The organism is Rhizobium aethiopicum (assembly GCF_014197535.1).
GTDB classification, from domain to species: domain Bacteria; phylum Pseudomonadota; class Alphaproteobacteria; order Rhizobiales; family Rhizobiaceae; genus Rhizobium; species Rhizobium aethiopicum_A.
Map to the genome: position 1 here is coordinate 148651 of NZ_JACIFV010000008.1, position 12016 is coordinate 160666.

Below are 12016 nucleotides of genomic sequence, written 5' to 3' on the forward strand. Positions count from 1 at the left end.
GAAGGGTCGGATGAGGGGGCCGCACGGCACGCCATTCATTGCCCTTCGCTTGCACTCAGCGCATTCGCGGCTTTGCCGCTCACCCCCTCATCTGCCTGCCGGCATCTTCTCCCCGCTGGGGAGAAGGGAGATGTCGCAGCGTCCCCGCGTCCTCTCACTCAGTCGAGCAACTACGCCTTGGTAGCTGTCTTTAAATGGACATGCTCACGGCCCCACTTACCGCTCCCAATCCTCTTTCGCAGGCTTCGGGCCGTTGCCGATGCGGCGTTCGAGTTCGGCGGCCTCGGTTTCCGACAGGCGCAGGTCGAGCGTGATCGAGCCGTCCTCATTGTCCTCGCGGCCGTCGACGATCGCGTGGTCGTAGAGCCACGGCAGCAGCGTCAGCTTGTCGACGGGAAGGCGGATCGTCGTTTCGGTCATCACGCCGGACAGCCTGCGGCTGATCTCATCCATCAGCGTGTCGACGCCCTCGCCGCTGACGGCCGAGACGGCGACGACGTTGGCGGCGCCCGCCGCCCGCTGCACCATTGTGTCGTGGACCTCAGGCTCAAGACGGTCGATCTTGTTCCAGACCTCGATCAGCCGCTTCTCCGCTTCGGCCTCGTCGATGCCGAGGTCGCCGAGAATGCGCATCACGTCGGAGCTCTGCGCCTGGTTGTCCGGATCGGACATGTCGCGGACATGCAGGATGAGGTCAGCTTCCAGCACCTCTTCCAAGGTGGCGCGGAAGGCAGCGACGAGATGGGTCGGCAGGTCCGAGATGAAACCGACCGTGTCGGACAGGATGACCGTGCGGCCATGCGGCAGCTTCATGCGGCGCAGCGTCGGGTCGAGCGTCGCAAACAGCATGTCTTCGGCCAGCACACCGGCGCCGGTGATGCGGTTGAACAGCGTCGATTTGCCGGCATTGGTGTAGCCGACGAGCGCGACGATCGGGTGCGGCACCTTGCGGCGCTTGGCGCGGTGGAGCTGGCGGGTGCGCACGACCTGCTCCAGCTCGCGTTCGAGCTTGATGATGCGGTCCTGCAAGAGCCGCCGGTCGGCTTCGATCTGGGTTTCGCCGGGGCCGCCCATGAAACCGCCGCCGCCGCGCTGGCGCTCGAGGTGGGTCCAGCTGCGGACCAGCCGGCCCTTCTGATAATTCAGGTGCGCCAGATCGACCTGCAGCGTGCCCTCCTTGGTGGAGGCGCGGCGGCCGAAGATTTCGAGGATCAGGCCGGTGCGGTCGATGACCTTGGCGTTCCATTCCTTTTCGAGATTGCGCTGCTGCACCGGCGTCAGCGGGTGATCGACGATGACGAGACCGGAATCGCGCTCGTCGAGCAGCGCCTTGATCTCCTCGATCTTGCCGGTGCCGAGCAAAGTCGCCGGTCTTGGCTCATTGACCGGCACGATCGAACCGTTGACGACGTCTAGGTCAATTGCCTGGGCAAGGCCGGTCGCCTCTTCGAGCCGGCTTTCCGGGGTGCGGGTCGAGGCCGATTCGGTCTGGCCACCGCGGCTGCGCGATTTCAGAACCGGCACGACGACGGTCGCGCGCATATCGTCTCTGTGCTTGGCGGCCTCAGGGATGATCGAATCGTTCTTGGTATCGCGTGTCGAAATGACGGCTGATCCTGTTAGGACGCGGCTTCTTCACTCTCGAACATCTGCATCGGCTGACCCGGCATGATCGTCGAGATCGCATGCTTATACACGAGCTGCGAGTGGCCGTCACGGCGAAGCAGAACACAGAAATTGTCGAAGGAGGTAACAACACCCGTGAGTTTCACGCCGTTGATCAAAAAGATTGTCAGGGAAATCTTTTGTTTGCGAACAGTATTGAGAAATAAGTCCTGCAAATTCTGAGAACGTTCCGCCATCGCGCCGCTTCTTTCTTTATTGCCGACCCGTGTTGGCCGGTAGAATATCAATCAACCTCTCCATGCGAGACCGGCAACACCCTCATTCCACCGGTCCAGCAAATCTTGGTATCAAATCGCAATCTTTTCCGCAACGTCGAAAAAGGCTTCGCGGACTTTCTGCGAGACGCTGCCGGGATGGCCGTTGGCGATGGTTTGGCCATCGATGGAAACGACCGGAAAACAGATACTTGTGGCTGCCGTCAGGAAGACCTCGCGGGCTGCGAGCATTTCGGAAACAGAGAAATTCCGCTCAGTGATCTTCAAGCCCAGCTTGGCGGCCACATCGATCAATGTGGTGCGAGTGATGCCGCGCAGGATGCCGTGTTCGGCCGGCCGCGTTACCAAGGTTCCATCCGAATCGACCATCCAGACATTGGTCGCCGCCCCTTCCTTTACCATGCCGTCACCATCGACATAGATCGCCTCCTGGGCGCCGGCTTCCTTGGCCTGCTGGCGGGCCATGGCATTCGGCAGCAGGCCGACGGATTTGATGTCGACGCGGTCCCAGCGGTTGTCGGTGACGGTGATCGCCTTGATGCCGTTGGCGTTCTTGGCCGCGATGATCTTCGGGTCGGTGCTCTTGGCAGTTATGATAAGCGAGGGCGGCGTGCCGTCGGCCGGGAAGACATGGTCGCGGCGGGCGACGCCACGTGTGACCTGCAGGTAGAAAAGCCCGTTGCGGACATGGTTGCGGCGCAGCGTCTCGCGAATGACCCGCGTCAGCGCCGCCCGACTCATCGGCCAGGCGATGCTGAGTTCCCCGAGCGAACGGCCAAGACGATCGAGATGACGGGTGAGGTCGACGATATAGCCGTGGCGGATCTCGCAGACCTCATAGACGCCGTCGGCGAATTGATAGCCGCGATCCTCGATATGCACGCTGGCATCGGAATGTTTGACGTAGCGGCCGTTCACATAGGCGATTCTCGGCATGGGAAACCTGGTCTTCGGGATGTGGGAGAGACGCGGCGCGGCGGCTGGCCGCGCCGCCAGGATCAGACGCCGAGCGATTTCAGCTTGCGGTGCAGCGCCGAGCGCTCCATGCCGACGAATTCGGCGGTGCGTGAAATATTGCCGCCGAAGCGGTTGATCTGGGCGATCAGATAATCCTTCTCGAACATCTCGCGGGCTTCTCGCAGCGGCAGCGTCATGATGTGATAGTCGTTCTTGGCCGAAACCTTGGGCAGCATGTCGCCGAGATCGGTCGGCAGCATGTCGGCGGTGATCGGCGTGTCCGGGCCGTCGGTGCGGGCAAGGATCATCAGCCGCTCGATATTGTTGCGCAGCTGGCGGATATTGCCCGGCCAGTCATGCGCCTGCAGCACCGCCATGGCATCGTCGCCGATGCGGCGCGGACGAATGCCGGCCTGTTCTGATATCTGGCGCATCAGCTGATCGACGAGGAAGGGAATATCCTCGCGCCGCTCGGCAAGCTGCGGTACGCGCACCGGCACGACGGCCAGGCGATGATAGAGATCCTCGCGGAACCAGCCTTCGGCGATGCGGCTTTCGAGATTATAGGCGGTCGAGGAAATGATGCGGACGTCGACCTTGACGCGCTTGGATCCGCCGACCCGCTCGAACTGCTGATCGACAAGCACGCGCAGGATCTTGTTCTGCGTCTCGCGCGGCATTTCGCCGACCTCGTCGAGATAGAGGATACCGCGATGGGCCTCCTCGAGCGCGCCGATCTTGCGCGCCTGGCCAGGCGTGCCTTCGGTGCCGAACAGCGCCACTTCCATGCGATCGGGCGTGATGTTGGCAGCATTCAGCGCCACGAACGGGCCATTGGCGCGGGCCGACTTCTTGTGGATCATCCGGGCCACCAGCTCCTTGCCGGAACCGGACGCGCCGAGAATCATGATGCGGCTGTTGGTCGGCGACACCTTCTCGATCGTCTGGCGCAGCTGCGAGACGGCGACCGAAGTGCCGATTAGCTCCAAGGCGTCGCCGGTGCGCCGTTTCAGCTCGGAAACCTCGCGCTTGAGCTTGGAATTTTCCAGCGCGCGTTCGGCGATCAAAATCAGCCGATCGGCCTTGAAAGGCTTCTCGATGAAATCGAAAGCGCCGCGTTTGATCGCCGAGACCGCGGTTTCGATGTTGCCGTGGCCGGAGATCATCACGACGGGGAGATCGGGATGACGGGTCTTGATCTCGTCCAGCAGCGACAGGCCGTCGAGCTTGCTGCCCTGCATCCAGATATCGAGGAAGATCAGCCGCGGCACGCGATCTGATATCGCCGCCAGCGCGCTGTCGCTGTCATGGGCCGTGCGTGTCTCATGGCCTTCGTCGGAGAGAATGCCGGAAACGATCTCGCGAATATCGTGCTCGTCATCGACGACGAGAATATCAGAGGCCATAAGCGCTTTCCTTGTCATTGGCTGCGGGAGCGGCGGGCGCAGGCTCCAGGCGTGGCAGATGCACGCGGATCATGGCCCCTCTTCCCCGGTCAAAATCGGCGGGCGCGTCATGCAGCTCGAGCTGCCCGCCATGTTCCTCGATGATCTTCTTGACGATGGCCAGCCCGAGGCCGGTGCCCTTTTCGCGCATCGTCATATAGGGTTCCAGAATGCTATGGCGGTTTTCCACCGGCAGGCCGCGACCATTGTCGATCACGTCGACGGTGAAACGGTCGCGGGCCACATCGAGCGCGGCGCGCACGAGAACCTTGCGCTCGTCGCGCTCGTCACTCGGGACGGCTTCCAGCGATTCCACGGCATTCTTGATGAGATTGCCGAACGCCTGGCCGAGCATGCGACTGTCGAACAGGCCCTCCAGCGGCTTATCGCCGAACTCCGAGAGGAAGGTGACGTGATGATTGCCCATCTCGCGCAGGAAGATCGCGTCGCGCAAGATATCGCGCAGGTCGCTCGGCTCCTTGGTCGGCTTCGGCATGCGGGCGAAAGCCGAGAACTCGTCGACCATGCGGCCGATATCGCCGACCTGGCGGATGATCGTATCCGTGCACTGGTCGAAGACGGTGCGGTCGTCCTGGTTGATCTGCTTGCCGTAGCGGCGCTGGATGCGCTCGGCGGACAGCTGGATCGGCGTCAGCGGATTCTTGATCTCGTGAGCAATGCGCCGTGCCACGTCACCCCAGGCCGTCGAGCGCTGGGCGATGACGAGATCGGTGATATCGTCAAGCGTAATCACGTAGGATTCGCTCATATCGCGCACTTCCTCGCGGGTGACCTGCACGCTCAGCGTTCTGACCGTGCCGCCGCGCACCAGTGCGATCTGCTTGCGGAAATCGCCGCGATGACGCACCGCCGCCTCGGTCAGCACCTGATCGACCTCGGGCGCGATGTCGGCCAGCTGCTTGCCGAGCATCTCGTCGGCCGACAGCGACATCAGCGTCTCGGCCGAGCTGTTGACGATGGCGATGCGGCGATCCTGTTCGACGCCGATAACGGCGGCGGTAACACCCGACAACACCGCTTCGATGAAGCGGCGGCGGTCGTCGACCTCGTCCTTGGCTTCGAGGATCTCGTCGCGCTGGGTGCGGATTTCCGAGATCATCTTGTTGAAAGTGCGCGACAGATTGGCGACGTCGCCATCGACGGCATGTACCGGCACGACAATATCCATATTGCCCGAGGCAACGCTGTCGGCGGCCGTGATCAGCAGGCGGATCGGCCGGACGATGCGGTCGGCGACGGCAATCGCCGTCCAGATCGCCGCGAGCAGCACGATCAGCGCGAAGCCGATGTAGAGCACGGCGAAGGCGATCTGCAGCGAGAAGCGGTTGGCTTCCATCGAGCGGTATTCGGTGGCGTTCTCCTCCATCATGCGCATGGCGCCCATGACCTTGGGATCGACGGCCCGCACCGTATAGAGAAATGTGCCCTGGATGGCATCGAGCTTGATAATGGCACCGACGAGGTTGGTGACGCCGGGCGGAATCAGCGTCGGCTGGCCGGCCGCGGCCTTTTCCAGCGCGTCCTGCGGAATGGCCGGCAGCGGCTTTTCCGTGGCGATGTCGGCCTGGACGACCACCGATCCGTCGCGCTCGACGAGGAAGGCGCCAAGCAGACCGCGCCCCCTCGCCTGCCGCGTCATCAGCTCGGCAAAACCCGTCCTGTCGAGGCTGTAGAGAGCGCGATTGCGCTCCAGGTCGTTGGCCATGGAGACCGTCTGCCCCTGCAGGTAGCTGGCGTTCTCCATCATATAGGCCTGGCCGATATTGCGCGACGAGCTGACGATCGACTGGGTGCGCAGCGCAAACCAGCGATCGAGGCCGGCATTCAGCGTGATGCTGGCGAAGATGGCGACGAGGATGGCCGGCGTGATCGCGACGATCGAGAAGAGCACGACGATACGGATGTGCAGGCGCGCGGCCGCTCTGCCTCGTGTGCGCGCCTTGAGCAGCCTTGCCACCTCGCGGGCGATCAGCGCCAGCAGCGTCAGGACGAAGAAGGAATTGACGATCACCGAGGTGATGACGACATGCGAGGTCGGCGCGATCGGCGTCAGGCCGAGCAGTATGAAGAGTGTGATCGTGGCGCAGAGAAGCGCGCCGCCGGCGAGCACGAGGCCAGGCACGGCGAAAAGCGCGCGGCGATCGGTCACCGTCGTCACCGCCTCGCCCGCCGCCGCCGGCGCTACCCCATCCTGCGTCATTCGGCCTCTCTTCAGACGGCACCCCGCCGTCCCGCCATCCGATCGAAACCAAAGAACGCCGGCTCAGAAGAGCCAGCGTCGGAACGACTCGATCGGGAGCGAAATGTCCAAAACCCTTGCGTGACCTTTAAGCAACGCATTGTGGCGAAAATGCAACGCGCCTCGCCACGTTGTCAAGCCAAGGGGCACCCGCAGCCACACAGTTTTGGCGACTTCTTAAAAGCGACGCGGTTCTTCCGGTTTGTTTCCGGCAATCGCATCAACGCGCTCCAACACATCAGCGGTCAGCTTGTGCCTGTGCGAAAGTGCCGCGAGATTATCCTGCAGCTGGCTGGCCCGCGAGGCGCCGAGAATGACAGTCGAAACGTTGCGATTGGCGAGGCACCACAAAAGCGCGAGATGGGTAATCGACAAGCCGATCTCGTCCGCGAGTTTTGCGAGTTCGCCGACTTGTCGGAGCTGAGCGCGGCCGGCATCGCTCGACCATCTTTCCTTCAGCCATTCGTAGCCGGGCAGATTCATGCGGCTGTCGTCCGGCACGCCGTTATTGTATTTGCCGGTCAGGACGCCGGAGGCGAGTGGCGACCAGATCGTGGTGCCAAGGCCGATGAGGTCGTAGAGCGGGAGATAATCGGCCTCGACTTTCTGGCGTTCGAAGATGTTGTATTGCGGTTGCTCCATGGTGGGCGGCGTGATCCGCAGGTCGCGGGCAACGGCGTAGGCTTCGGTCAGCTGCTGGGCGGACCATTCGGAGGTCCCCCAATAGAGTACCTTTCCCTGGGCGACCAGATCGTGCATGGCCCGGACCGTTTCCTCGACCGGCGTGTCGATATCAGGGCGGTGGCAGAAATAGAGGTCGAGGTAATCGACCTGAAGCCGCTTCAGCGCCGCATGGCAGGCATCGGTCACATGTTTGCGTGACAGGCCGCGCTGCGTCGGCTTCTGGCCTCCCCAGAAGACCTTGCTCGAGACAATGAAGCTGTCGCGGCTCCAGCCGAGCGACTTGAGCGCCTCGCCCATGACGATCTCCGACTTGCCGCTTTCATAGCCTTCGGCATTGTCGAAGAAGTTCACCCCGTTATCATACGCAAGCCGCATGAGGTCGACGGCGTCGCCGCCATTCACCTGCTTGCCGAAAGTGACCCATGAGCCGAAGGAGAACTCGCTCACCTTCAGACCCGATTTTCCCAAACGACGATATTCCATCACGCAGCTCCCGCAGGTTAGAACATGGGCCGACCGTCCGAGGCCGGCGTCGCACCATCAATGAGCGATCGATCCGCATAATCTATGGCGGCCGCAAGGATATACGAGGCGCCGCCGCCAAATTGCTCGCCATGGAACACGATGTCGCAGCTCCGGTCAGCCCGGCCGTACAGAAAAGGGCGCTCCACGACATCAGCCGGAGCGCCCATGGCAGCTGACGACGACAGTTGCGGCGGAAGTCTACAGCAGCAGCGGCAGATGACGAGATTCGGAACGGATAGGCAACATGCGAGCGGATTCGGGAATGCTGTCCTCCGCTGATCGAGCCATATGATCCACCTGTTATCCACAGCTTATCCACAGGCGTGGCGGCGGCGAATGCAGCAACTTCAATGACATTTCGCGAACGGCAAACAATAGCTCACAAATACTATGTGACCGTCGGATGACACTGCGTTTTTGTTTGCCGGCGCAGATACAAACCGCGCTCAAGCTTGGATAGATTAAGTTTTGTTCCCGACCGTGGCGGCGGATACTGGGGAGGAGGTGGCGGTGGGCAAACGAGGAGCCCACCGCCTTTTTCTCAGGCGGTGCGCGAGCTTCTGTAAACAGAGACGCCGAGTTCCCTGATCTTCTTGCGCAGGGTGTTGCGGTTGAGCCCGAGAAGATCGGCCGCCTTGATCTGATTACCACGCGTTGCGGTGAGCGCAGCGAGAATCAGCGGATATTCCAATTCGGTCAGCACGCGATCATAGAGGCCTGGCGGCGGCAGGTTGTCCCCAAAGCTTGCGAAATAGCTGCGCATGTTCTCCTCGACCGCCTGAGCGATCGTCATCGAGCCGCTGCGGATCGGCCCCTTGTCGATCGGGCTGTCGGGCACGTCGGAGCGCAGCTCGGCATCGATGATCTCACGAGTGATGACATCCTGCGGATAGAGAGCCATCAGGCGGCGAATGAGATTTTCCAGCTCGCGGACGTTGCCCGGCCAGGCATAGGCTTTCATCAGTTCCAGCGCTTCCTGATCGAAGCGCTTGGAGCCGAGGCCCTCCTTTTCCGCCTGTTGGATGAAATGGCGCACGAGATCGGGAATGTCCTCGGCGCGGTCGCGCAACGGCGGCAGACGCAGCGGCACGACGTTGAGGCGATAGTAGAGATCCTCGCGGAACAGGCCCTGATTGATCGCCTGCTTCAGATCCTTGTTGGTGGCGGCGACGATGCGCACATCGGTGCGGATCGGTGTACGGCCGCCGACAGTGGTATATTCGCCCTGCTGCAGGACGCGCAGAAGCCGCGTCTGGGCATCCATCGGCATGTCGCCGATCTCGTCGAGGAAGAGCGTGCCGCCTTCGGCCTGTTCGAAGCGCCCGGTCGAGCGGGTCTGGGCGCCGGTGAAGGCGCCCTTCTCATGGCCGAAGAGTTCCGATTCGATCAGGTCGCGCGGAATCGCCGCCATGTTGATCGCAACAAACGGGCCGTTGCGGCGCTTGCCATAATCATGCAGAGCGCGGGCGACGAGCTCCTTGCCGGTGCCGGATTCGCCGGTGATCATCAGCGTCAGATCGGTCTGCATCAGGCGGGCGAGCACGCGATAGATTTCCTGCATCGCCGCCGAGCGGCCGACGAGCGGCATGCCGTCCTGCATATCCTCTTCGAGCTTGGCGGGCTTGCGCTTCGGCTCGGCCAGAGCCCGGCCGATGATGCCGATCAGTTCGGTCAGGTCGAAGGGCTTCGGCAGATAATCATAGGCGCCCTTCTCGGACGCCTTGATGGCGGTCATGAAGGTGTTCTGCGCACTCATGACCAGGACCGGCAGGTCGGGACGGGCTTTCTTGATGCGCGGCAAAAGATCGAAGGCGTTCTCATCGGGCATCACCACGTCGGTGACGACAAGATCGCCCTCGCCCGCCGAAATCCAGCGCCAGAGGGTTGCGGCGTTGGAGGTGATGCGAACGTCATAACCGGCGCGGCTCAAGGCCTGGTTGAGCACGGTGCGGATGGCCGCATCATCATCTGCAACGAGGATCGTGGCTGTCATCGAGAAGGTCCTGTCGAGCTTGCGGAAGAAGCATCCTCGAGCGAGGCGTCCTTCGACGCCGGCATGAGAACACGGAAAGTCGTGCGGCTGTTCTGGCTGTCGCATTCGATGATGCCGCCGTGATCACCGATGATCTTGGCGACCAATGCCAGTCCGAGGCCGCTGCCATTCGTCTTGGTGGTGATGAAGGGATCGAAGAGATGCGGCAGCAGGTCGGCAGGGACGCCGGGGCCGTTGTCATGGACGCAGAACTCGAGCGGCAGCGAGATCTTTTCGCGCGTGCCGGCGACCGAAAGACGGATGCCGGGGCGATAGGCCGTCGTCAACATGATCTCGCCGTCCGGCCGGTCGCCGACCGCTTCGGCGGCGTTCTTCACCAGATTGAGGAAGACCTGAACGAGCTGGTCGCGATTGGCATAGACCGCCGGCAGCGACGGGTCGTAACTTTCGGTAATGCGGATATTGCGGGCAAACCCCGCCTTGGCGACCGCCTTCACGTGATCGAGCACAGAATGGATGTTGACCGGCATTCGGTCGACCGGGCGTTCGTCGGAAAACACCTCCATGCGGTCGACCAGCGAGACGATGCGGTCGGTCTCGTCGCAGATCAGCCGGGTCAGCGCCCGGTCGTCGTCGATCACCGATTGTTCGAGCAGCTGGGCGGCGCCGCGGATGCCGGAGAGCGGATTCTTGATCTCATGCGCCAGCATGGAAGCGAGACCGGTCACCGAGCGGGCGGCGGCGCGGTGCGTCAGCTGCCGGTCGATCTTGTCGGCCATCGAGCGTTCCTGGAAGACGATGACGACGGCGCCGGGTTCGCTCAGCACCGGAGCGACGTAGAGATCGACGAGCTTGTCCTGGCCGAGGCGCGGCGAACTCAGATCGACGCGGTATTCGTTGACCGGCGCCTTGCGCTCACGCACCTGGTCGATCAGGGCGAGCAGCGGGCTGCCGAAAGGAATGAAGGTCGAGATCCGGTATCGCGCCAGATGCGACGCGCTGGCGCCGAAAAAGGCCTCCGCCTCCCAATTGGCGAAGGCGACAAAACCGGATTCATCGACCATGATGACCGGGTTCTGGATGGCGTTCAGCACGGCCATGGCGACGGTTCCGCCGGCGTTGTCGGGCGGAGATGTCATATCCTTCGTCATGCCGCCTCCCGGCTATCGAGCGCACCTGCAGCCAGCGCGTGATAAAGGCGCGCGGCCACCTCACGCGGGTCACGCGAGGTCATGATGTCAGCCTTCTCGCCGCCGGCGAGTGCGGGCGCAAACCGCTCGAGATACCAGCCGAGATGCTTGCGGGCATGGCGGATCGCCACTGCCTCGCCGTAGAAGTCGAGCATCATCCGGTAATGTTCGACGGCGATATCGGCAATCTCCTCGCGTCGCGGTTCTGCCGCTCCGGCGAGCACGCCGGCATGCCACGGCCTGCCCTGGCAGCCCCGGCCGATCATGACGGCATCGGCGCCGGAGCGGCGCAGGATTTCCTGCGCATCGTCGGCGGTCTCGACGTCGCCGTTGGCGATCAGCGGAACGCAGATCACCTCGCGAACGGCGCGGATCGCATCCCAATCGGCACGGCCTTCATAAAACTGCATGCGGGTGCGGCCATGAATGGTCATGAGCTGAATGCCGGCCGCCTCGGCGCGGCGCGCTATGTCGGGCGCGTTGATGGAATTCTCATCCCAGCCGAGGCGCATTTTCAGCGTCACCGGGATGTCGACGGCCTTGACCGTCGCCTCGATCAGGCCGAGCGCGTGATCGGGATCGCGCATCAGCGCCGAGCCGGAATAACCGCCGATCACCTTCTTTGCCGGACAGCCCATGTTGATGTCGATGATATCGGCGCCATGATCGGCGGCGATCTTCGCCGCCTCCGCCATCCAGTGCGCCTCGCGCCCGGCGAGCTGCACCATGTGCGGCCGAAAGCCTGCAGCCTTCAGCCGCGACCAGGATTCGGCGGTGTCGTTGACCAGCTCGCGGCTCGCCACCATCTCGGTAACGACGAGGCCGGCGCCGAAGCGCCAGGCAAGCTCACGGAAGGGCATATCCGTGACGCCGGACATCGGCGCCAGCACAACGCGGTTCCGCACGGACACGGGTCCGATTCGGAAAGGCGCTGCGAGATTCTTGCAAATCAAATGATTATCTTTCAGGCACACCATGGAACTGCATTATTTTTAGCCATAGATCCATGCCTTTGCCAAGAGGGCTCGGGTCGGAATCGATATTTTTCGGGCAGATGCTGG

At 62.7% G+C, this 12016-nt stretch carries 9 protein-coding genes; all 9 read right to left on the reverse strand.

The genetic code is table 11. The features are described 5' to 3' along the window. Positions 1–216 precede the first annotated feature (216 nt). Positions 217–1542, reverse strand: coding sequence for a GTPase HflX (gene hflX, locus GGD53_RS13915; RefSeq protein WP_184456876.1), 1326 nt, complete (start codon positions 1540–1542; stop codon positions 217–219). Between the two features lie 77 nt (positions 1543–1619). After that, positions 1620–1862 carry an RNA chaperone Hfq gene (gene hfq / locus GGD53_RS13920; RefSeq protein WP_003539403.1) on the reverse strand — a complete coding sequence of 81 codons (243 nt, stop codon included), beginning with the start codon at positions 1860–1862 and terminating at the stop codon, positions 1620–1622. A gap of 111 nt (positions 1863–1973) precedes the next feature. Next, complete coding sequence (locus GGD53_RS13925) at positions 1974–2837, reverse strand: D-amino-acid transaminase (RefSeq protein ID WP_184456878.1); 864 nt, start codon at positions 2835–2837, stop codon at positions 1974–1976. A gap of 62 nt (positions 2838–2899) precedes the next feature. Further along, positions 2900–4264 carry a sigma-54-dependent transcriptional regulator gene (locus GGD53_RS13930; protein WP_011425228.1) on the reverse strand — a complete coding sequence of 455 codons (1365 nt, stop codon included), beginning with the start codon at positions 4262–4264 and terminating at the stop codon, positions 2900–2902. Next, a complete protein-coding gene (locus GGD53_RS13935) occupies positions 4254–6524 on the reverse strand; it encodes a sensor histidine kinase NtrY-like (RefSeq protein WP_184456880.1) in 2271 nt (756 codons plus the stop codon). The genes GGD53_RS13930 and GGD53_RS13935 overlap by 11 nt, the downstream gene beginning before the upstream one ends. Positions 6525–6740: 216 nt before the next feature. Continuing rightward, positions 6741–7730 (reverse strand): potassium channel beta subunit family protein, encoded by a 990-nt coding sequence (locus GGD53_RS13940; RefSeq protein WP_184456882.1) that lies wholly within the window; start codon positions 7728–7730, stop codon positions 6741–6743. Positions 7731–8313: 583 nt separating this feature from the next. After that, positions 8314–9765, reverse strand: a complete 1452-nt coding sequence (gene ntrC, locus GGD53_RS13945; RefSeq protein WP_184456884.1) for a nitrogen regulation protein NR(I) — start codon at positions 9763–9765, stop codon at positions 8314–8316. Beyond that, positions 9762–10916, reverse strand: a complete 1155-nt coding sequence (locus tag GGD53_RS13950; RefSeq protein WP_184456886.1) for a two-component system sensor histidine kinase NtrB — start codon at positions 10914–10916, stop codon at positions 9762–9764. The genes ntrC and GGD53_RS13950 overlap by 4 nt, the downstream gene beginning before the upstream one ends. After that, positions 10913–11932 carry a tRNA dihydrouridine synthase DusB gene (gene dusB / locus GGD53_RS13955; protein ID WP_184456888.1) on the reverse strand — a complete coding sequence of 340 codons (1020 nt, stop codon included), beginning with the start codon at positions 11930–11932 and terminating at the stop codon, positions 10913–10915. The genes GGD53_RS13950 and dusB overlap by 4 nt, the downstream gene beginning before the upstream one ends. Positions 11933–12016: the final 84 nt, after the last annotated feature.